20 protein-coding genes are annotated in these 21,282 nt (G+C 72.9%); 9 read left to right on the plus strand and 11 right to left on the minus strand.

Annotated elements, in window-relative coordinates:
* The first annotated feature begins 186 nt into the window (after nt 1-186).
* Complete coding sequence (locus AB0I89_RS16725) at nt 187-1,788, plus strand: glycosyltransferase 87 family protein (RefSeq protein WP_357126842.1); 1,602 nt, start codon at nt 187-189, stop codon at nt 1,786-1,788.
* Nucleotides 1,789-1,813: 25 nt separating this feature from the next.
* On the opposite strand, the gene AB0I89_RS16730 is transcribed toward AB0I89_RS16725, so the two are convergent.
* Nucleotides 1,814-2,488, minus strand: coding sequence for an NADPH-dependent F420 reductase (locus AB0I89_RS16730; protein WP_357126844.1), 675 nt, complete (start codon nt 2,486-2,488; stop codon nt 1,814-1,816).
* Nucleotides 2,489-2,870: 382 nt separating this feature from the next.
* Nucleotides 2,871-3,353, minus strand: a complete 483-nt coding sequence (locus AB0I89_RS16735; RefSeq protein ID WP_357126847.1) for a glutathione peroxidase — start codon at nt 3,351-3,353, stop codon at nt 2,871-2,873.
* Between the two features lie 167 nt (nt 3,354-3,520).
* On the opposite strand from AB0I89_RS16735, the gene AB0I89_RS16740 reads away from it, so the two are divergent.
* From AB0I89_RS16740 to AB0I89_RS16760, 5 genes are all read left to right on the plus strand, one after another.
* On the plus strand, nt 3,521-5,158 hold the full coding sequence (locus AB0I89_RS16740; RefSeq protein WP_357126850.1) for a glycosyl hydrolase family 18 protein: 1,638 nt from the start codon (nt 3,521-3,523) through the stop codon (nt 5,156-5,158).
* A 181-nt stretch (nt 5,159-5,339) separates the two neighbouring features.
* Nucleotides 5,340-5,846 (plus strand): hypothetical protein, encoded by a 507-nt coding sequence (locus AB0I89_RS16745; RefSeq protein ID WP_357126853.1) that lies wholly within the window; start codon nt 5,340-5,342, stop codon nt 5,844-5,846.
* An 87-nt stretch (nt 5,847-5,933) separates the two neighbouring features.
* Nucleotides 5,934-7,340, plus strand: coding sequence for a class II 3-deoxy-7-phosphoheptulonate synthase (locus tag AB0I89_RS16750; protein WP_355049430.1), 1,407 nt, complete (start codon nt 5,934-5,936; stop codon nt 7,338-7,340).
* A gap of 113 nt (nt 7,341-7,453) precedes the next feature.
* A complete protein-coding gene (locus AB0I89_RS16755; protein WP_357126857.1) occupies nt 7,454-8,491 on the plus strand; it encodes a GntG family PLP-dependent aldolase in 1,038 nt (345 codons plus the stop codon).
* A gap of 110 nt (nt 8,492-8,601) precedes the next feature.
* Nucleotides 8,602-9,468, plus strand: coding sequence for a PHB depolymerase family esterase (locus AB0I89_RS16760; RefSeq protein ID WP_357126860.1), 867 nt, complete (start codon nt 8,602-8,604; stop codon nt 9,466-9,468).
* A 29-nt stretch (nt 9,469-9,497) separates the two neighbouring features.
* Here AB0I89_RS16760 and AB0I89_RS16765 read toward each other — a convergent pair whose 3' ends face one another.
* Together AB0I89_RS16765 and pknB are read right to left on the minus strand one after the other, a co-directional pair.
* A complete protein-coding gene (locus AB0I89_RS16765) occupies nt 9,498-10,373 on the minus strand; it encodes a deoxyribonuclease IV (protein WP_357126863.1) in 876 nt (291 codons plus the stop codon).
* A complete protein-coding gene (pknB, locus tag AB0I89_RS16770) occupies nt 10,373-12,361 on the minus strand; it encodes a Stk1 family PASTA domain-containing Ser/Thr kinase (protein ID WP_357126866.1) in 1,989 nt (662 codons plus the stop codon). The genes AB0I89_RS16765 and pknB overlap by 1 nt, the downstream gene beginning before the upstream one ends.
* Nucleotides 12,362-12,552: 191 nt before the next feature.
* On the opposite strand from pknB, the gene AB0I89_RS16775 reads away from it, so the two are divergent.
* Nucleotides 12,553-12,927: an Rv2175c family DNA-binding protein gene (locus tag AB0I89_RS16775; protein WP_357126869.1), complete on the plus strand. Its 375-nt coding sequence runs from the start codon at nt 12,553-12,555 to the stop codon at nt 12,925-12,927.
* 149 nt (nt 12,928-13,076) lie between these two features.
* On the opposite strand, the gene AB0I89_RS16780 is transcribed toward AB0I89_RS16775, so the two are convergent.
* Nucleotides 13,077-14,159, minus strand: a complete 1,083-nt coding sequence (locus tag AB0I89_RS16780; protein WP_357126872.1) for a polyprenyl synthetase family protein — start codon at nt 14,157-14,159, stop codon at nt 13,077-13,079.
* A gap of 9 nt (nt 14,160-14,168) precedes the next feature.
* Nucleotides 14,169-14,558 carry a helix-turn-helix domain-containing protein gene (locus AB0I89_RS16785; protein ID WP_357126875.1) on the minus strand — a complete coding sequence of 130 codons (390 nt, stop codon included), beginning with the start codon at nt 14,556-14,558 and terminating at the stop codon, nt 14,169-14,171.
* 241 nt (nt 14,559-14,799) lie between these two features.
* Here AB0I89_RS16785 and metF point away from each other — a divergent pair, with 241 nt between their 5' ends.
* Complete coding sequence (metF, locus tag AB0I89_RS16790) at nt 14,800-15,717, plus strand: methylenetetrahydrofolate reductase [NAD(P)H] (RefSeq protein ID WP_355049438.1); 918 nt, start codon at nt 14,800-14,802, stop codon at nt 15,715-15,717.
* A 21-nt stretch (nt 15,718-15,738) separates the two neighbouring features.
* A complete protein-coding gene (locus AB0I89_RS16795; RefSeq protein WP_357126879.1) occupies nt 15,739-16,452 on the plus strand; it encodes a CDP-alcohol phosphatidyltransferase family protein in 714 nt (237 codons plus the stop codon).
* Between the two features lie 92 nt (nt 16,453-16,544).
* On the opposite strand, the gene crtI is transcribed toward AB0I89_RS16795, so the two are convergent.
* From crtI to AB0I89_RS16820, 5 genes are read right to left on the minus strand one after another with little or no spacing between them, the layout of a single operon-like run.
* Nucleotides 16,545-18,032 carry a phytoene desaturase family protein gene (crtI, locus tag AB0I89_RS16800; RefSeq protein ID WP_357126882.1) on the minus strand — a complete coding sequence of 496 codons (1,488 nt, stop codon included), beginning with the start codon at nt 18,030-18,032 and terminating at the stop codon, nt 16,545-16,547.
* 12 nt (nt 18,033-18,044) lie between these two features.
* Entirely contained in the window at nt 18,045-19,184 is a 1,140-nt protein-coding gene (locus tag AB0I89_RS16805; protein WP_357126885.1) for a glycosyltransferase, read from the minus strand.
* Nucleotides 19,181-20,029 (minus strand): carotenoid biosynthesis protein, encoded by an 849-nt coding sequence (locus tag AB0I89_RS16810; RefSeq protein ID WP_357126888.1) that lies wholly within the window; start codon nt 20,027-20,029, stop codon nt 19,181-19,183. Before AB0I89_RS16810 ends, AB0I89_RS16805 begins: the two co-directional genes overlap by 4 nt.
* Complete coding sequence (locus AB0I89_RS16815; protein WP_355049443.1) at nt 20,026-20,577, minus strand: GNAT family N-acetyltransferase; 552 nt, start codon at nt 20,575-20,577, stop codon at nt 20,026-20,028. Before AB0I89_RS16815 ends, AB0I89_RS16810 begins: the two co-directional genes overlap by 4 nt.
* Nucleotides 20,574-21,242 (minus strand): monooxygenase, encoded by a 669-nt coding sequence (locus AB0I89_RS16820; RefSeq protein ID WP_357127321.1) that lies wholly within the window; start codon nt 21,240-21,242, stop codon nt 20,574-20,576. Before AB0I89_RS16820 ends, AB0I89_RS16815 begins: the two co-directional genes overlap by 4 nt.
* Nucleotides 21,243-21,282 lie beyond the last annotated feature (40 nt).

A 21,282-nucleotide genomic window follows, 5' to 3' on the forward strand; every position in this document is an offset into this window, starting at 1 on the left:
GGGCGGCTGCCTGGAGTGTCAGGGCATCACGATTGTCCGCAGTTGGATTGGGCTCTCGAGATCGTGGCGGACGTTGCGTCTGTGCTCTTTCAGAAGTAGTGCCTTCGCCCGCCGATCGGGTCCGTGCTCGTCAGCGTCTGGGTCGGCGGGGTCGTCGCTCGTCTCGCGTCCGCCTATTCTCGGGCGATGCGGGATCGACGCGTGGCGTTGGTGTGGGCGGCGTTCGTCGTCGTCGCGACGGTGTCCTGTGTGCTCGTGTCGACCCGCGATGACCGACTCTCCGACCTGCACATCTACTACGGCGCACTGTCCGATCTGCACGCCGGCCGGCCGCTGTACGAGTACCGCGCCACCAACGGCGGGCCGTTCACCTACCCGCCGTTCGCCGCTCTCGTGCTGGGGCCGATCACTCTCGTGGGTGAGGGCGTACTCCAGGGGATCTGGCTGGTCGCGACGTGCGCGGCGGTCGTCGCCGTCGCCGCGATGGTCGGTGTCGCGCTGAGCGCCGATCGGTCCCGCCGCCCGTTGGTCGTCGCGGTGGCCGCCACGGTTTTGATGCTCTCGGCGCCGGTGCAGAGCAACCTGCGGTTCGGGCAGGTCAGCATCTTCGTCGTGCTGTTGGCGCTGCTGGACGGCATGGGCGTCGTTCCGCCACGGCTGCGGGGAGTGCTCGTCGGGGTGGCGGCGGCGATCAAGCTGACGCCGCTGCTGTTCGTCGTCTACTTCCTCGCCACCGGGCGCTACCGCGACGCCGGGCGTGCCGCGGCGACCTTCGTGGCATGCGCCGGGCTGGCGGCGCTCGTGCTGCCCGGCGAGAGTTGGATCTACTGGACCGAGGCCGTCCGGCAGACCTCACGGATCGGCAACCTGGCCTCGCTGGGCAACCAGTCGGTGCACGGGATGCTGTTACGCCTCGGGGTAGACGAGGCGACCCTGCCCGTGCTGTGGGCCGCTCTGGTCGCGGTGATCTGCGGGGTGGCGCTCCTTCGCGCCCGCCAGTTGGCGGCGGGGGCCCGCCCTGGCCACGCCGCCGTGCTCGTGGGCTGCGCCACGGTGGCCGCGTCCCCGGTGTCCTGGACCCACCACCAGGTGTGGCCGGTGCTCGCCGCGATGCTGCTGGTCGGCGCGTCCGGCATCACCCAGCGGGTGGCCGGCGCGGCGCTGCTCGCCGCCATGGTCGTCTCGCTGGGGGCGGTTCTCGGACCGGTGTCGGCGCGTCCGGGCGTGCAGTTCCTGTTCGAGAACGCCCGCACCGTCGGCACGTGCCTGCTGTGCCTGGCCGGCTTCGGCGGTGTCGCGGTCGCCGCCGCCCGGGGCAGCCGTCGCCCCGCCGCACGGCGGGCCTGGCTGCGGGTGGGCGTCACGACCGGCGTGGCTCTCGCCTTCTTCGCCGTACAACCGCTGCCCGCCGGGGCGGACCCGACATTCAAGGCGTACGCCCTCGACGACGTGGCTAACCCGCGATACTTCTTCGTCTGCCGGGGTCCGGCCGAGTGTGCGGCCTACGCCACCGACGCGCCGGTCACGTTCGGCACCCGGGCGGAGAAGACCAAGGTACGGGTCAACGGCGTGGTCTCCCCTCGGGTGGCCCGACTGGAGTACTACTCCGCCCCGGGCGGCGCACCCCGCAGCATCCCCCTGCTGGCGGCCTACCCCGGTACCCGGACGTTCTCGTTCCGGTCGGCCAGCATGGCGCAGGGTCGGCTGGTGGCGTACGACGTCGACGGTCAGCCGGTCGCCAGTTACGACGACGAACTGGCCGTCGCCCTCCGGAGGGCCACCCGGTAGGCGGTCACCGGAGGGCGACGGGTGCTCAGCGGGTGGCGGCGGCCAAGGCCGTGCGCAGCTTCTCGGCGTCGCCCGGCGCCGGGTGCTCCCAGTCGGTGGGGGTGGCGGAGTAGAGCGTGCCGTACGCCGGGGTGTCCGGCTGGTAGCGCCAGCCCTCCGCGAGCGGGCCGACGTCGACCGCGTCGTACCCGATCCGGTCGAGGAAGGCCGTGACCTCGGCCTTCGCGGCAGCGTCGTCGCCGGCGATGGCGAGAGCGCTGCGGTCGGCGGCCCCGGACGGCCGGGCGAGCGCGGCCAGGCCCGTGAAGTAGATGTTGTTGAAGACCTTGACCACCCGCGACTCCGGCAGGTGCCGCTGCAGGAGTTCGCTGCTGGTGGTCTCGCCCGAGTCCAGCTCAGGGAAGTTCCCGTCCCGCTGCGGGTAATAGTTGTTGGTGTCGATGACGACCTTGCCGGCCAGCGGCTGGACGGGTACCGCCCGGTACGCCTTGAGCGGCACCGTGACCACCACCAGGTCGGCGATCTGCGCCGCGTCCTGCGACGTGCCGGCGCTGGCCCGCTCGCCCAGCTCGTCGACCAGATCGGTGAGCGTCTCCGGCCCGCGCGAGTTGCTCAGCACCACGTCGTAGCCGGCGGCCACGGCCAGCCGGGCCACGGTGCCGCCGATATTGCCACTGCCGATCAGTCCCACAGTTGTCATGTTTCTTCCCAACTCCGTCCACCCACGACGCATTCCGGCCGATGCGCGGAGTTATCCCGGTTACGGCACAACGTACTGCGGACGGTCGTCGCCCGATCGGCTCCCACCCACGTACCACCCTCCGGTGGCCGCGCTGCCTCGGTAGCCGCGCTGCCCCGTGGCCGCGCCGCCTCGGTGGCCGCGCTGCCCCGGGTGGCCGCGCTGCCTCGGTGATCAAGAGGTTCGCGTCACCGATCGGCCGATTCCTGACGCGAACCTCTTGATCACCGGGGCGGGACCCGGGCGGGACCCGGGTGGGACCGGGCGGGACCCGGGCGGGACCGGGCCGGACCCGGGCGGGATCCGGGCGGGAGCCGGGTGGGATCCGGGTGGGAGCAAGCCCTTAGGCGGGGAGGATCTTTTCGATGGGGGTGCGGAGGTCGTCGGGCTCGACCGTCGGGGCGAAGCGGCCGGCGACCGTGCCGTCCGGTGCCACCAGGAACTTCTCGAAGTTCCAGCGGACGTCCCCGCTGTGCCCGTCGGCGTCCGGGGTGTCCACCAGCGCCGCGTAGAGCGGGTGCCGGTCGGGCCCGTTGACGTCGACCTTCTCGGTGAGCGGGAACGTCACGCCGTAGTTGACCTGGCAGAAGTCGCTGATCTCGGCGGCGCTGCCCGGCTCCTGCCCGGCGAACTGGTTGCACGGCACGCCCAGCACGACGAGGCCGCGCTCGGCGTACGTGTCGGCGAGGCGCTGGAGGTCGGCGTACTGCGGGGTGAGGCCGCAGCGGGAGGCGACGTTGACGACCAGCAGCGCCTTTCCGCGGTAGCGGGCGAGGTCCGCGGGGCCGCCGTTGAGGGCGCCGATCGGGATGTCGAAGACGGTCATGGCCCGAGGCTACGCGCCGGGTGTGGGGTCGCCCGGGTAGGGCGTGGCCGGCCCGTTCCGCGCACCAGGGGAAATCGAAACATGGACATCTTGACGGAGTGATGACGGTGTGAGTACCGTCTCACCATCTCTTTTGGAAAGTTTCCTAACAGTGCGGGAGACGCCTCATGAAAAGATCGCTCCGCCGGGCCCTCTGGGCCGGCGCCGTGGTCGCCGTGACCGTCGCGGCGGTGCCGATGACGACCGCGTTCGGCGCCGGCACGGTCACCACCACGTTCGCCAAGGCGCAGGACTGGGGGACCGGTCACGAGACGAAGGTGACCGTGACCAACGGCACCAGCGCCACGGTCGCCACCTGGCGCATCGAGTTCGACCTGCCGTCGGGCACCACAATCAGCAGCGCGTGGGACGCCGACGTCACCAGCAGCGGCAACCACTACGTCGCGGTCAAGAAGAGCTGGGCCGGCGGGCTCGCGCCCGGCGCCTCGTTCAGTTGGGGCTACAACGGCACCGGCGCGTACAAGGCGCCACTGAACTGCACCGTCAACGGCGCTCCCTGCGGCGGCGGCACCCCGACGACCCCGCCGACCACGACCGCGCCGCCGACCACGGCGCCGCCGACCACCGCGCCGCCCACCACGGCGCCGCCGACCACCGCGCCGCCGACCACCACCCCGCCGCCCAACACGGGCGGTAAGAAGGTCGTCGGCTACTTCGCCGAGTGGGGCGTCTACGGGCGCAACTACCACGTCAAGAACATCCAGACCAGCGGCTCGGCCGCCAAGCTGACCCACATCCTGTACGCCTTCGGCAACACCACCGGCGGTCGCTGCACCATCGGCGACCCGTACGCCGACTATGACAAGGCGTACACGGCGGCGGAGAGCGTGGACGGCGTCGCCGACACCTGGGACCAGCCGCTGCGTGGCAGCTTCAACCAGCTGCGCAAGCTCAAGGCGCTCAACCCGCACCTCAAGGTGATCTGGTCGTTCGGTGGCTGGACGTGGTCCGGCGGCTTCACCCAGGCCGCGCAGAACCCGGCCGCGTTCGCCGAGAGCTGCTACAACCTGGTCGAGGACCCGCGCTGGGCGGACGTGTTCGACGGCATCGACGTGGACTGGGAGTACCCCAACGCCTGCGGTCTGAGCTGTGACACCAGCGGTCCGAACGCGTTCAAGAACGTGATCGGCGCGCTGCGGTCGAAGTTTGGGTCCAACGCCCTGGTCACGGCCGCCATCACCGCGGACGGCAGCAACGGCGGCAAGATCGACGCCACCGACTACGCCGGCGCGATCGGCAACCTCAACTGGCTCATGCCGATGACGTACGACTACTTCGGCGCGTTCAACGCCCAGGGCCCCACCGCCCCGCACTCGCCGCTGACGTCGTACACCGGGATCCCGCAGCAGGGCTTCAACTCCGACGCGGCCATCCAGAAGCTCAAGAGCAAGGGCGTCCCGTCCAACAAGCTGCTGCTCGGCATCGGCTTCTATGGCCGGGGCTGGACGGGCGTCACCCAGGCCGCGCCGGGCGGCAGCGCCACCGGTGCCGCGCCGGGCACCTACGAGGCGGGCATCGAGGACTACAAGGTCCTCAAGAACACCTGCCCGGCTACCGGCACGATCGCCGGCACCGCGTACGCCAAGTGCGGCAGCAACTGGTGGAGCTACGACACCCCGTCGACCATCAACGGCAAGATGACGTACGCGAAGAACCAGGGCCTCGGTGGCGCGTTCTTCTGGGAACTCTCCGGCGACACCAGCAACGGTGAGCTCATCGGCGCCATCAAGGGCGGTCTCGGCTGAGCCGAGGGCCGACGCACCACCCACACGGCGGGAAGGGGCCCGCACCGCCCCTTCCCGCCCGTGCCGTAGCGGCCCGGTCGACGCCACGCGTCGGCCGGGCCGCCGGCCTTGGGCGGGTCGGGTCCGATATGGCAGACTCGCGGCTCGGCAGGTCCCGATTTCCCGTTCGACGGAGGTGGTCATGCGCGCGACCCACCGTGGGCTGGCGATGACCGCCGCCGCGTTCGTGCTGCTCCCGGCCGCCCTTGCCGGCTGCGGGAGCGGCGGCGACGACGCCGACAAGCAGACCGCCGCGCCCCAGCGGGCGCCCGCCGAGGAGGCCGCCAACCGGTCCCGCGAGCGCGTGCAGGCGTACCTCGACGCGATGACCGCCAAGGACGTCGCCGCCGGCCGCAGCCAGCTCTGCGCGGTGTTGCAGGCCGGGTTCGACGCCGCGGCCACGGGTCCCAACGGCGACTTCGCCGACCACTTCAAGGTGCCCCAGGCGACCATCACCGACGTCCGGTCCGGTCAGCGCGGCCAGGAGGTCAGCGTCTCGGTCTCGGTCACCGCCGGCAAGAGCAAGGTCACCCGCCCGCTGGTGTTCACCGTCACGCGGGACGGCGGCGACTGGTGCATCGCGAGTGAGGCGCCGGGCGGCAACCCGGCCACCAGCCCTTCACCCGCGTCTCCCTCACCCGCGTCCTGACCGAGGTGGGTGGGATCGACCTCCCACTTGCCGGAACCGTCACCCTCGCCGCCCGGTCACACGCACGGTCGCCGTACGCTTTCTCTCATGCGCCATGAGTGGCATCAGCTGAGCCATCCCGCTGTGGGTAGCCCGGGCCTGCAGACCAGCCGTCCGACCGTCGACTCCGCCGAGGACGCCGCCCTCGGCCTGGACCGCTGGCGGGAGCTGCCCCGCGAGCAGGTCCCACCGTGGTCCGACCCGGCCGCCGTCGCCGAGGTCTGCAAGGTGCTCGACACCGTGCCGTCGGTCGTCGCGCCCTACGAGGTGGACCAGCTCCGGCAGAAGCTGGCGCTGGTCTGCGAGGGCAAGGCGTTCCTGCTCCAGGGCGGTGACTGCGCCGAGACCTTCGCCGACAACACCGAGAGCCACCTGCTGGCCAACGCCCGCACCCTGTTGCAGATGGCGATCGTGCTCACCTACGGCGCGTCGCTGCCGGTGGTCAAGGTCGCCCGGGTCGCCGGCCAGTACACCAAGCCCCGCTCACTTCCGACCGACGCGCGGGGTCTGCCCGCGTACCGCGGCGACATGATCAACTCGCTGGAGGCCGATCCGGCCGCCCGCGTGGCCGACCCGCAGCGCATGATCCGGGCGTACGCCAACTCGGCCGCCGCGATGAACATGCTGCGGGCGTACCTCGCCGGTGGGCTCGCCGACCTGCACGCCGTGCACGACTGGAACAAGGGCTTCGTCCGGACCTCCCCGGCGGGGGAGCGCTACGAGGCGATCGCCCGGGAGATCGACCGGGCGTTGGCCTTCATCCGGGCCTGCGGGATGACCGACGACGAAGCGCTGCGGACCGTCACCCTCTACTGCTCCCACGAGGCCCTGGCCCTGGAGTACGACCGGGCGCTCACCCGGGTCTCCGACCGCCGGGCGTACGGGCTGTCCGGGCACTTCCTCTGGGTCGGCGAACGCACCCGGCAGATCACCGGCGCGCACATCGACTTCATCTCCCGGATCGCCAACCCGATCGGCGTCAAGCTCGGCCCGACGACCTCGCCGGACGAGGCGATCGAGCTGTGCGAGAAGCTCAACCCGGACAATGTCCCCGGCCGGCTCACGCTGATCAGCCGGATGGGCAACCACCGGGTCCGCGACGCCCTGCCGCCGATCGTGTCCAAGGTCACCGCCTCCGGCGCCAAGGTGGTCTGGCAGTGCGACCCGATGCACGGCAACACCCACGAGTCGTCCAACGGCTACAAGACCCGGCACTTCGACCGGATCGTCGACGAGGTGCTCGGCTACTTCGAGGTGCACCGGAGCCTGGACACCCACCCCGGTGGCATCCACGTCGAGTTGACCGGTGAGGACGTCACCGAGTGCCTCGGCGGCGCGCAGGGCATCGAGGACCTCGACCTGCCCGACCGGTACGAGACCGCCTGCGACCCGCGGCTGAACACCCAGCAGTCGCTGGAGCTGGCCTTCCTCGTGGCGGAGATGCTCCGAGGCTGAGGCCGCGAGCCCCGCGGTCGGCAGCCGAAAGGCCGGCTCCGAGGCCGCCGCTCTCTGTCGAACAGGAATGACCGTGGCCAGGTGCGCGCGACCCGCGACCGGCCGCCGAAAGGATGACTGTGGCTGAGCTTGTTGACCTGCGTTCCGACACGGTGACCCGGCCGACCGCCGGGATGCGCGAGGCGATGGCCGCCGCCGAGGTCGGTGACGACGTCTACGGCGAGGACCCCACCGTCAACGCGCTGGAGGCGGAGGTCGCCGCGCTGTTCGGCCACGAGGCGGCGCTGTTTGCGCCGAGCGGGACGATGGCCAACCAGATCGCCCTGCAACTGCTCGTGCCGCCCGGCGAGGAGCTGTTGTGCGACGCGGACGCGCACGTCGTCACGTACGAGATCGGGGCCGCCGCCGCGTACGGCGGAATCTCCTCGCGGACCTGGCCGACCGTCGGCGCGGACATCGACCCGGAGGTGGTCGCCCGGATGATCCGTCCGGACGGCTTCTTCGCCGTGCCCACCCGTGCGATCGCCGTCGAGCAGACCCACAACCGGGGTGGCGGCGGAGTGATCCCGCTGGACACCCTGCGAGAGCTGCGCGGCGTCGCCGACGACGCGGGGGTGGCGCTGCACTGCGACGGCGCCCGGATCTGGCACGCGCACGTCGCCGACGGGGTGTCGCTGAGCGAGTACGGCGGGCTGTTCGACACGCTGTCCGTCTGCCTTTCCAAGGGGCTCGGCGCGCCGGTCGGCTCGCTGGTGGTGGGCAGCGCGGAGAAGATCGCTCGGGCCCGGACGATCCGCAAGCGGATGGGTGGCGGCATGCGTCAGGCCGGCATCCTCGCCGCCGCCGGCCGGTACGCGCTCGCGCACCACGTCGACCGGCTCGCCGAGGACCACGCGAGGGCGGCCCGGCTCGCCGAGGCGGTCGCGCCGTTCGGGCTGCTCGCCACCACGGTCCGCACCAACCTCGTTCCGCTGGACCTGACCAAGCACGCGCTGGACGCCCGCGCCCTGGCCGCCGCCGCGCGCCAGGAGGGCGTACTGATCTCGGTGCTCGGCCCCCGGACCGCTCGCCTGGTCACCCACCTGGGCCTGGACGACGAGGGCCTGGACCGCGCGCTGCGGGCCCTACCCCGCATCCTGGCAGCAGCCTGAGGCCGTGATCGAGAGGTCCGGAGTCTCACCGACCGTCACGAGCGTAACGGATAACTAATCCGCTTATGCTACGTTGGAGCGGATGACCCATCCACTTCAGGGGGCTCCGCATGCGCGACAGCATCACGGTGAACGGCACCCGGCGGACGTACGAGATCATCGGGTCCGCGGACGGCAACCCCGGACGCAGTCTCGTGCTCGTCTTCCACGGATCGAAACAGACCGGGGCCAAGCACCGGAAGTTCATCGGCCGGGCCTACGACGCGCTCGCCGAGACCGGCGCGGCGGTGGTGATCTACCTCGACGGCCACAAGGGCAACTGGAACGACGCCCGGCGGGAGAGCTCCTTCCCGGCCCGCACCGACAACAGCGACGACGTCGGTTTTGTTCGGGCGCTGATCGAGAAGGTGGCCCTCAGCCACGACATCGACCCGGCGCGGGTGTACGCGATCGGCTACTCCAACGGCGGGCAGATGGTGATCCGCCTGGCCCACGAAACTCCGGTGCTGATCGCCGGTGCGGCGGTGATCGCCGCGACCATGCCGGCACCCGAGAACTTCCTGCTCGGCGACGCGTCACCCGCGCCCATGCCGGTCCTGCTGATCAACGGCACGAAGGACCGGATCGTCCCGTACGCCGGTGGTGCGTACAGCTGGTGGGCGCGCTTGGCCTTCAAGGTCGGCGGCCGCAACCTGTCCGCGCCCGAGTCCGCAGCCTATTTCGCCGCCCATAACGGCATCACCGCACAACCCACCAGCACGAAACTGCCGGCCGCGAACGCCGCGACCTCGATCGAACGCACCGAGTACCGGCAGCCCGGGCACCCGTCGGTGGCGCTCTACACCGTGCGCGGTGGCGGGCACACCATCCCAGGGCCGGCCAAAGCGCCTGCCGTGCTGGGCAGGACCAACCAGGACGTGCAGACGGCCCGGCTCATCGACGAGTTCTTCGCCCTCTCCACACCGGCGCGTCGGTGAGGGCGACCGGCCGTACCCGTGGGTGAACCTCAGGAAGGATGACCGGCCAGGCGGCTGAGGATGGCGATGTCGGCGGCGTGGCCCAGCTGCTTCTCGCTCGGGGTCTCCACCACCACGGGGACGCCGACGGTGGCCGGATGGACCATCAGCTCGGCGAACGCCGGCTCGCCGATGGTGCCCTTGCCGATGTTCTCGTGCCGGTCCCGGGTGGAACCGCACAGATCCTTGGAATCGTTGGCGTGCACCAGCCGCAGCCGGTCGGCTCCCACGGTGGCCACCAGCGTGTCGAGGGTCGCGGTCATGCCGCCCTCGGCGGCCAGATCATGCCCCGCCGCCCAGGCGTGGCAGGTGTCGAAGCAGACGCCGAGCATCGGATGCCGGTCCACCGCGTCGAGGTAGGGCCCGAGGTGCTCGACCCGCGAGGCGAGGGAACGGCCGCCACCGGCGCTCGGCTCTACCAGCAGCATCGGTCCGCCGGCCTCGACCGTCCAGTCGAGCAGGGGCAGCAGCTCCCGACGGACCTGCCGCATCGCCTCCTCGGCGTACCCCTCGTCGACCGCGCTGCCGGCGTGGAACACCACCGCCCGCGCGCCGATGGCCACGCCCCGGCGCAGAGCGTGCGCCAGTGTCAGCGCCGACTTCTCGACGGTCGCGGGGGTGGGCGAGCCGAGGTTGACCAGCAGCGAGGCGTGGATGAACGCCGGGATGCCCCGCTCGGCGCAGCCGTCGCGGAACAGCGCGTCCTGCGCCGGGTCACCCGGTGGCAGCGCCCAGCCCCGCGAGTTCGAGACGTACACCTGCACGGCCGCGGCGCCGGTCGCGTCCAGGTACGGCAGAGCCGCCCTGGCCAGCCCGCCGGAGGTCGGGGTGTGCGCGCCCACCGGCCGCGCCGAGATCGACGTCATCAGAAGCACGTGATGACGACCGGGGTGCCCGGAGGCACCTGCGAATTCTCCCCGGGTGCCTGGATGCGGGCCACGGCGTTCGGGTTGACGGCGACCGTCACCGGGAAGCCCTGGCTCTCCAGCACCTGCTTGGCCTGCTGGCAGGGCAGGTCGATCACCCGGGGCACCACGACCAGCGGCGGACCCTTGCTGATCTCCAGCTTGACCTCGGTGCCCTTTTCCACGCCCCCACCGTCGGCCGGGCTCTGCCCGAGGATCTCGTCCTTGGGCTTGTCGGAGTCCTTGAAACTCTCCACGGGGACCAGGCCGAGCTGGCCCAGTTTGGTGCGCGCCTCGGTCAGGCTCTTGCCCACCAGGTTCGGCACCGTCACCGGCGCCCGGCCACGGCTCAGGATCAGCGTGATCTTCGTGCCCGGCTTGACCTCGGCGCCCACCTTCGGATTGCTGTCCAGGACGACGCCGGCCGGCAGGGTGTCGTCATAGCGGGCGGTGCCCTTGGCGACCACCAGCTGGGCGTTGACCAGATCCGCCTCGGCCAGCTCGTACTCCTTGCCGATCACGTCCGGCACGGGGAAGCGCTCCGGGCCCAGCGAGAGGGTCAGGGTGATCGTGCCGCCCTTGACGATCTTGCTCGACGACGCCGGGCTCTGCCCCAGCACGCTGTCCTTCGGGGCCTTCTCGTCGAAGCGGGGCTCCCCGTACGCCAGGGTCAGGCCCGCGCGCTCGGCCTGGGCCTGTGCCTCGGCCTTGTTCAGGCTGACCAGTTGCGGGGCGGACGTGTAGCGGCCGACGCCGAACCACCAGCCACCCAGCGCGGCCACCAGGCCCAGCGCCACGACCACGGCCGCGAACGCCAGGCGACCCTGGGACGTGCCCAGGATCCTGGTGCGCAGCTCAGTGAACCGCGCGGCCAGACCCTCGGCGGGCTCCGGGGCGGCCCGCCGACGACCCGGGCCCGGCGCGCCGCCCTCGGGCAGCCGCGCCCAGGTCGGCCGTTGCGCCGGGCGGATCGCGGCGACCATCATCGTCGGCTGGGAGGCCGGCGGCTCGTCGGTGATCCGCCGCAGGACGGCGGTGCTGGTGCTGTTGACGTTGCCCAACTGGTCCCGGGCCACCTGGACCTCGGCCAGCAGCGCGCCGGCGTCGGCGGGCCGGGCGGACGGGTCACGCCGGGTGGCGCGCTGCACCAGGGTGTCGAGGGCCGGCGGCAGGCCGGGCACCAGCGTCGAGGGCGCCGGCACGTCCCGGTCGACGTGCTGCCAGGCGACGTCCACGGGACGGCCCCCGTCGTACGGCACCCGACCGGTGAGCATCTCGAACAGCACGATGCCGGCGGAGTAGACGTCGGTACGCGGATCGGCCCGACCCTCGGTGACCAGCTCCGGGGCGACGTACGCCACGGTGGCCATCAGTTGGTTGCCCTGCTCGTCGTCGGCGCTGGCCTCGACCGCGCGGGCGAGCCCGAAGTCGGCCACCTTGACGACGCTGTCCACCAGGTTGGCGACACCGCCGGTGGGCGCTTCGGCGACCAGGACGTTCTCGGGCTTGACGTCGCGGTGCACGAGGCCGGCCCGGTGCGCGGCGGCGATCGCGGCGAGCATCTGCTCGGCGATGGCCAGCGCCTCGTCCGGGTTGAGTCGGCGTCGTTCGGCCAGCACGTCGCGCAGCGTGCGGCCACGCACGTACTCCATCACCAGGTACGGCAGGCCGGCGTGGGTGCCCTGGTCGTAGACCGCGACCACGTTCGGGTGGGTCAGCCGGGCGATGGTCTTGGCCTCGTCGGTGAACCGGGCCACGAAGTTGGCGACCCGGGCCCGCGCCTCGGGCGCCTGGGTCGGGTGAATGATCTTGACTGCGACGGTGCGCTCGAGGCGCTCGTCGGTGGCGGTGTACACGGTCGCCATGCCACCACGGGCCACGCGACCGCGAATGCGGTAGCGCCCGTCGATCAGCGAGCCCAGCAACGTGTCGGCGACCTGTGTGTCCATCGGCAGGGAGTCTATGTGTCCAGGGGGTGAGAGTTGAACAGGATGCTACAGCCCGGAGACGCACCTGGTCCGTCCCGTCGTGACCGCCCGCCCTGAGCTGCTGCTCACCGGTGGTGCCCGCCCCGCGGACCCGGACCGGTCGTGCGGGGTGCCGATGGCTCCCGCCGCCGACGGCGTGGCAGGGTGATCGGGTGACCGAATCCGTACCCGACCCCGAGCTCGCCGGCCCCACCGACCCGTCCGGCTGGCTCACCCTGCCCGACGTCGCCGAGCGGCTCGACGTGTCGATCAGCAAGGTCCACCAGATGATCCGCGACCGGGAGCTGTTGGCGGTCCGCCGCGACGGCGTACGCCGGATACCCGCGGACCTGGTGGCCAACGCGACAGCCCTCAAACACCTGCCCGGTGTGCTCAACCTGCTGGCCGACAACGGCTACGACGACGAGGCGGCGCTGCGCTGGCTCTACGAGCGGGACGACACGCTCCCCGGCGACACTCCCGCCGCGGCCCTCTCCGGCGACCAGGCCCGCGAGATCAAACGCCGCGCCCAAGCCCTGGGCTTCTGACCGACCCGCGTGGTGTGGGGAAGCCCCCAGGCCCACGCTGCGCCGATCTTGCACTTTGTGTTGCCGTGATGGGCTGGTCTGCCCCTTATGTCGCCACCGAAAGTGCAAGATCGACGCAGCGTGGGACGGGGACGGGGACAGGCAGGGGGTTAGTCGGCTCGGCGGGTGGCGGCTATGGCCAGGTCCACCAGGGCTTGGCGGGCTTCGGTGTCCAGGTCTACGGCACTCAGGGCGGCCAGGGCCGTGTCGGTGAGCGTCACGATGCGCTGCTCGGTGCGGGTCAGGGCCCCGCTCGCGTGGATCAGCTCGCGCAGACGGGCCACACCCTGCTCGTCCAGGTCCGGGTTGCCGAGCTGACCGAGCAGCAGCTCCCGGCCCGCGTCGTCGGTGGTCTCCACGGCCGCCGCCACCAGATACGTGCGCTTACCCTCGCGCAGGTCGTCCCCGGCAGGTTTGCCGGTCTGCGCCGGGTCGCCGAAGACCCCCAGCACGTCGTCGCGGAGCTGGAACGCCTCACCCAACGGCAACCCGTACGCCGAGTAGGTCGTCCGGATCTCCTCGCCCGCGTCGGCCAGCGCGGCGCCGAGCAGCAGCGGACGCTCGACGGTGTACTTCGCCGACTTGTACCGGGCCACCTTGCCGGCCCGCTCCAGTGAGGTGTCCCCGGTGGCCTGGGTCAGCACGTCGAGGTACTGCCCGACGGTGACCTCGGTGCGCATCTCGTCGAAGACCGGCCGGGCCCGGGCCAGCGCCCGCAGGTCCAGGCCGGCGGAGTGCAGCAGCTCGTCGGACCACACCAGGCACAGGTCGCCGAGCAGGATCGCGGCGGCGTCGCCGAACCCGTCCGCGTCGCCACCCCAGCCGGCCGCCCGGTGCCGACTGGCGAACCGCCGGTGCACCGCCGGTTCGCCCCGCCGGGTGTCGGAACGGTCCATCAGGTCGTCGTGGATGAGGGCGCTGGCCTGCACGAACTCCAGCGCGGCGAGCGCGGTGAGCACCTCGTCGCCGTCCACCCCGCCGGCGCCTCGGAATCCCCAGTACGCGAACGCCGGACGCAGGCGCTTGCCGCCACCGAGCACGAACGCCTCGATCGCCTCCGCCACCGGAACGAGGGCCTGGTCAACTCGGGTCAACCGGGCCCGCTGGCCGGCCAGGAACTCGGTGAGCGCCTCGTCGACCCGCTGCCGCAGGCCGGCGCGGTCGACGGGGGACACGGGAGCAGCATGGGTCACGCCACGACGCTAGCGGTTCGCCACGTCCCGCGCCCCACCGCCACGCGTAGTCCCGCCGGCCCGGCCCGGCCCGGTCCGCCCGCCCGGCCGCGCACCGGCCGCGCCGTGTCGGCCCGACCCGGCCGTCGTGGGCGGCCCGGTCCGCCGGGCGCGCACGGCCGCCTCGGTGAGCACCCCCGCCGGTACGTCCAGCACGACGGCAAGCCAGCCGAGCCAAAATTCACCGGGTACGCGTCGCTGCCGTTCCCACCGGGACACCTCGTTCCGACTCAACGTCGGCACACCTGCGGCGGCGCACAACTCGGCGGCGGCGCGCCGCTGACTCCACCCCCGGGCCAGCCGATGCCGGACCAGCAGTGGCCCGAGCTGCGTGCGGTACGGCGGTGGAGACGAGGTCACGGGCCCTCCCAGCGGGACGTCGACGCGGTGCCACCCCGCCGCTCGACGGCCGGGCGCACCTCGGCTGTGTGACCCCCACGCCGGAACCGGCCGCCCCCGCCGCCTCTTCCGCGCCCCTCATTCCTACCCCTGGGGTACGACGACTCTGCCCGCCCGGCCGCGCCGCGTTCGGGACCGGTCGACTCGTGCGCACGGTGGGAAGCTTCTGGGTCACGGTGGCGCCGCCCGCTAGAGTCGGGTCGTGGCGCTCGGTCTTCCCTCGGTACTCCCCAATCCGCAGCCGGCGATCGGGGCGCTCATCCGTGACCGTCAGCCGACGTTCTCGTTCGAGTTCTTCCCGCCCAAGACCGAGGCGGGGGAGCGACTGCTCTGGCAGGCGATCCGCGAGCTGGAGTCGCTGCGTCCGTCGTTCGTGTCGATCACCTACGGCGCGGGCGGTTCGACCAGGGACACCACCGTGGCGGTGACCGAGCGGATCGCCACCGACACCACCCTGCTGCCGATGGCCCACCTGACCGCCGTCAACCACTCCGTGGCCGAGCTGCGACACGTCATCGGGCGGCTCGCCGGGGTGGGGGTGCGCAACGTCCTGGCCGTACGCGGTGACCCGCCCGGCAACCCCGGCGGCGAGTGGGTCCGGCACCCCGAGGGCGTCGACTACGCCGAGGACCTGGTCCGGCTGGTCCGTGACTCCGGCGACTTCAGCGTCGGGGTGGCGGCCTTCCCGTACAAGCACCCCCGTTCACCCGACGTGGCCAGCGACACCGCGCAGTTCGTCCGCAAGTGCCGGGCCGGCGCCGAGTTCGCGATCACCCAGATGTTCTTCGAGGCCGACGACTACCTGCGCCTGCGTGACCGGGTGGCCGCCGCCGGCTGCGCCACCCCGATCCTGGCCGGGGTGATGCCGGTGACCCAGATCGGCACCATCGAGCGGTCCGTGCAGCTCTCCGGGGCGCCCTTCCCGCCCGCGCTGGCGGCGCGTTTCGAGCGGGTGGCCGACGATCCGGAGGCGGTGCGCCAGCTCGGCATCGAGCAGGCCAGCGAGATGTGCCGCCGGCTGCTGGACGAGGGCGTCCCCGGAATCCACTTCATCACCCTCAACCGGTCCACCGCCACGCGGGAGGTCTGGCAGAACCTCAAGGCCGGCGCGCGGGTGTGAACGCGGAGTCGGCGACACCTGATGCCCGGCACGACGGTTGATCCCCAGGTGGGCACACAGCTGAACTGGGACCAGTACGCCACGGCGTGGGCGCGGCTGCACGGCGGGTTCGACCCACGGGTCGCCGCGCCGGTGGTACGCGCCTGGCTGCGGTTCGCCTACCACGTCGGGTACGTGCTGGGCCGGCTTCGGGTCGGCCCCACCCCGGTCACCGTCGTCGGGGTGCTGCTCTGCTTCTGCGTACCGTTGCTGGCGACCCGGCCGGGCGACGGCCCGTTCCTCGGCGCGTTGTTCGTGCTGCTCGCCGCCGTGGCCGACAGTGTGGACGGCGCCGTGGCCGTCGCCACCGACCGCACCACCCGGCTCGGCTACGTCTACGACTCGCTGGCCGACCGGCTCGGCGAGGTGGCCTGGCTGCTGGCGTTCTGGCTGGTCGGCGCGCCCGGCGCGCTGGTCGTCGCGGCCGGTGCGCTGTCCTGGCTGCACGAGTACGTCCGGGCCCGCGCGGCCCTGGCCGGCATGCGTGAGATCGGCGCGGTGACCGTCGGCGAACGACCGACCCGGGTCTCGGTCGCGCTGGCGGGTCTGGTGGTCGCCGGGCTGGCCGGTCTGATCGAGCCGGACCTGGCCGCCGGCACTATCACCATGGCGACCGCGGTCTGGGTGCTGCTCGCCGGCTTCGGGCTGGGGCAGTTGCTGTCCACCGTCCGCCGCGCGCTCCTCGACGCCGGCTGATCTCCCGCAGCGTTAGCCGGCTGATCTCCCGCAGCGTTAGCAAGGGGCCCTTCCTCTACCGCAGGCGTTAGTAAGGTGCCCTTCCTTACGACCTACCAGGCGGGGCCGATCTCGTCGGCGACGATCTGCGCGGAGAGGGTCACCATGGGCAGCCCGCCGCCGGGGTGGCTGGAGCCGCCCACCAGCCACAGTCCGTGCGCGGGGCCCCGGTTGGCCGGGCGGAGCAGACCGCCGGCGGTCCCGTAGATCGTGCCGCCCGGCGCCCCGGTCGCGGTGTCCAGGTCGGCTGGGGTGCGGACCTCACGGAACAGCAGCCGGTCCCGCACGTCCACGCCGCGCTCGGCCAGCACGTCCAGGATCCGGTCGGCGTACGCGTCGGCGAGCCCCGGGCGTCGCCAGTCGACCGCCCCACCGGTGGTGCCCTGCCGGGCGGCGTTGACCAGCACGAACCACGCCTCGTGCCCGGCCGGGCGGACCATCGGGTCGTCGGCCACGGTGACGAACACCGTCGGGTCGACAGCCGGCCGGGCCCGTACGCCCCGACCCGGGTCGCCGAAGACCGCGTCGAACTCGGCGTCGTAGTCGCGCGGGAAGAACACGTTGTGGTGGGCCAGCCCGGTGTCGCCGGAGACGCCGAGCAGCAGCACGAAACCGGCGAGGCTGCGGTCGGCCAGGCCGGCCAGCCGGCGCGGGTGCGGCAACAGGTCACGGTAGACGGTGAGGGCGTCCACGTTGGCCACCACCACGTCGGCGGGGACCGGAGCGGCGACACCGGCGAGGCGTACCCCGTGTACCCGGCCGCCGGTCGCGTCGATCCGGGTGACCCGGGTGTCGGTCTGCACGACCACGCCGAGGTCCAGGCAGCGGGTCAGCAGCGCGTCGGCGAGCGTGCCCAGCCCGCCGCGCAGGTACCAACCGCCGAAGGCCAGCTCGGCGTAGGGGACCGCGACCAGCGCCGCCGGCGCCCGGCGTGGGTCGGCGCCGGTGTAGGTGGCGTACCGGTCCAGCAGCATTCGCAGCCGCGGGTCGGACAGGTGCCGGCGGCCCAGGCCGCGCAGGCTGCGGCCCGGCGCGATGGCGGCCAGGTCGCCGAGCCGCCAGGCCAGCGACGCGAGGTCGCGGGGGGAGTCGACGGTGCGGCGCAGGATGTCCCGCTCGGAGGCGCGCCACACCCGTTCGGCTCGGCGCCACAGCCGCTGCCAGTCGGCCGCCGCCCGGTCACCGAAGGCGGCCCCGATCCGCGCGGCGAACTCCGCCGGGTCGGCGCACGAGTCAAGGGTCGGGCCGCCGCCGGGAAAGACGTGCCGGACGATCGGGTCTAGCGGGACCAGGTCCAGGTACTCGTCGAGCTTCGCCCCGGTCGCCTCGAACAGGTCGTGGAACACCTCGGGGAGGGTGAGCAGGCTCGGCCCGGTGTCGAAGTGGAACGTCCCGGCCGGGGTGTCGTGCGCGTACCGGCCGAGCTTGCCGCCGACCGCGTCGGCCGCCTCGAAGACGGTCACCTGATGTCCGGTGGCGGCCAGCCGGGCGGCGGTGGCGAGGCCACCCACCCCGGCGCCGACGACCACGATCCGCGCCATGCCGTGCCCTCCCTAGCTGACCGGACGGCCCCGCCAGGTGAGGCGGCGTCGCTTGCGCAGATGGTACGACCGCAGGGTCAACCAGCCGAGGACCACGACCGACACGGGGTGTGCGAGCGCGTCGGGCCACCACCGGCCCCCGGTCGCGCGGGCGGTGAGCGCCCGCCCGGTGACTCCGAGCAGGTAGCCGGCCAGGCCCACGGCGGCCACCCCTGGCGCGCCGGCCACCAGCCCTCCCAGCGCGACCAGCGGCGGGGCGGTGTAGAGCAGCAGCAGCGCCGCCACCACGGCCGCCGCCGCGCCCGGGTGCCCGAACGACGCCCACAGCGACTTCGAGTACCCGTCGCGCAGTTGCGGCCAGTCGTCGTACATCCGGCAGGTGGCCAGCCGCGACCCGTCGGCCAGGGCGATCCGACCGCCGGCCCGCTTGACCGCGCGGGCCAGCTCGACGTCCTCCAGGATCTTGTCGGCGACCGCGGCGTGCCCGCCGGCGGCGGTGTAGCCGGCCCGGTCCACCACCAGGAACTGGCCGCCCGCCGCGGCCAGCGACGGCCGCGGCGAGCGTTCCATCGCCCGCAGCGGCAGGAAGGTCAGCCAGAGCCACTGCAACAACGGCTGGACCAGCCGGTCGGCCGCCGTCGCCACCACGATCCGGGGGTACGGCGACAGCAACGTCGCGCCGGCGGCGCGTAACTCGGTGACGGCCGCCGCGACGGCGTGCGGGGCGAGCACCACGTCGGCGTCGACGAAGACCAGCGCGGTGGCCCCCGGGGCGGCCCGGGTGGCGAGCTGCCAGCAGGCGTGCGGTTTGCCCAGCCAGCCCGGTGGCGGGGCGACCCCGGTGAGCACTGTGACCCGGGGGTCGTCGCCGGCCACCGCGCGGACCACGTCGGCGGTGCCGTCGGTGGACCCGTCGTCCAGGACCACGATGCGCAGCCCGGGTACGCCCCGCTGGGCGAGCAGGGCGCGCAGGCAGGGCGTGACGCGGGTGGCCTCGTCGCGCAGCGGCAGCAGGACGGCCACCGACTCGCCGACCACGTCCGGTGCGTCGGTGGGCCGGCGCAGCCAGCGGGCCGCGTTGACCCAGGTGTGCGCGGTCAACGCGGCGACGGCGACCAGCAGGACGGACAGCAGGGCGGACAGGACGGTCATCGGGTCGCGTCGACGCCGGTACGGTCCGGCCGGTGATCCTCCTGGCGGGTCTCGCCGTCCCGGCGGGCACGCAGCAGCGTCACCGTCAGCGGCACGGCGGTGACCGCCATGCCGGCGGCGCCCCAGAGCGCCGAGGCGGGCAGGTCCAGAAAGACGGCGTGGGCCAGGATGCTGGAGAAGTACGTCCACAGGTAGAGCGCGACCATCGGGTGGTCCCGCCGGTCGGTGCGTTCGGCGGTCGGACCGGCCAGCGGGCGCAGCGCGCTCATCAGCAGCACCGCGAAGAGCAGCCAACCCAGGTAGTTGCTGACCGGGATGCCGGTCAGGCCGGGCAGCGCGGGGGTGGCGTCACGCCAGACCCAGTAGCCCTCGGCGACCATCTGCGGGTCGAGGAAGAGGTCCCACGCCGCCAGCCCCAGCGCGGCCAGCGCGATCCTGCCCACCCACCGCCCGGCCGTCGTGCCACCACCTGCCGTGCCGCCGCCGGTCAGGCGGACCGTGGCCAGCCAGGCCGGCCAGGCCATCCAGGTCCAGGCCAGCGGGATGATCAGCGGTACGCCGGCCAGCTTGGGACCCAGCTCGCCCGAGTAGTCGTAGCTGCCGAACGGCACACCGGTGGCCACCCCGATCGCCTCGATCGCGAACCCACCGCCGGTGGCCACCGCGACCAACGCCGCCGCCACCCGGGGGCCCCGACTGAGCAGCGCGTGACCGACCGAGAGCAGCCAGCCGAGCACGACGGTGGCCACGGTCAGCCCGGCCCGGGTCGCGCCGGTGGTCAGCGGGTAGCAGATCTGGGCGAACACCAGGACGCCGAGCAGCGTCCAGGAGATCCGCCGGGTCATGACGCCGGGGGATCGAGCGGCAGGTCCCGACCGAGTACGCCGAACGGCCGCTCGTCACCCGGAAAGTGGAAGTCGCGCAGCACGTCGACGAAGCCGAAGCGCCGGTACAGCCGCCAGGCCCGCGAGGTCTGCTCCTCCGCCTCCGGGGTGGACAGCAGCGTGGTGTCGCCCTCGGCCATCGTGAGCAGCGCCCGCAACTGGCCGGCGCCCAGGCCGTGCCCCTGCGCGGGCGGGCGGACGTGCAGCTCGACCACCTCGAAGCAGTGGGTGAGCCAGCGCTTGCGGGTCGGGCCGTCCAGCGCCCGGTGCACCTGGTCGTGCCACCACTGGCCGGCGCTGCCCAGATAGCCGTACCCGAAGCCGGCGAGGTGACCCTCGCTGGTCAGGCTGGCCACGGCCCGGAACCCCGGCCGGCGGACGTGGGTGGCGATGTAGCCGCGCCGGGCCTCCAACAGGTCGGTGCGGTACCCCATCGCCTCGCCGTAGACGGCCACCACATCGTCCAGTCGTCGGACGAGGTCGTCCGGCGTCCAGCGCACCAACCTCATGCCCGTCCACCCTTCCCTGTCGCCTGGTCGCCGTCGTCGGCGACCCACCCGAGGACCGTCCGGTCGCCGACCACGTCACGTACCTCGAACCGGGCGAACAGCTCCTCGGCGTACCAACCCGCGGTGGGGGTTCGCATGATCGCCGCCCGATGCTCCGGGTGACGGTACGCGAACGCCACCAGGTCCGTCGGGTCGCGCCACACGCTGACCGTGCCCTGCCAGCCCAACGGGGCCTCGCCCACGCCGAACCGGGCGAGCAACCCCGGCGCGTCGCGCAGGGCCGCCGCCACCGGCGGGATCGCCCGCCAGAAGGTGGCCGCCCGACGTGCCCGCAACCGGGCCCGCGTCAACGCCAACACCGGCCCGGCCACCCGACCGCCCGGTGGTTCGCCGAACGGCCGCTCGCCCGACCACTCGCCACGGCTGCTCAGCGGACGCAGGTCGACCCGGACCTGCGCCTGGGCGATGCGCGCCCAGGCCCGCCCGACCGGCGAGTCGTCGAAGCCGGCCGCCGCGGTGGGGGAGTCCCAGACGGTCAGCGTCGCCCACCTGGTGAGGTCGGCGTCACCCGGGCCGAAGCCGGTGCCCGTCCCGGTGCCCAGCAGCTTGCCGAACCGGACGCCCGGCAGGGCGCGCAGCCGACGCGGATCCACCGCCATCCTCATCAGCGCCCGGGGCAGCGCGCTCCGGGCGGTCCGCCACACG

It is taken from the genome of Micromonospora sp. NPDC049801, assembly GCF_040656575.1.
GTDB lineage: Bacteria > Actinomycetota > Actinomycetes > Mycobacteriales > Micromonosporaceae > Micromonospora.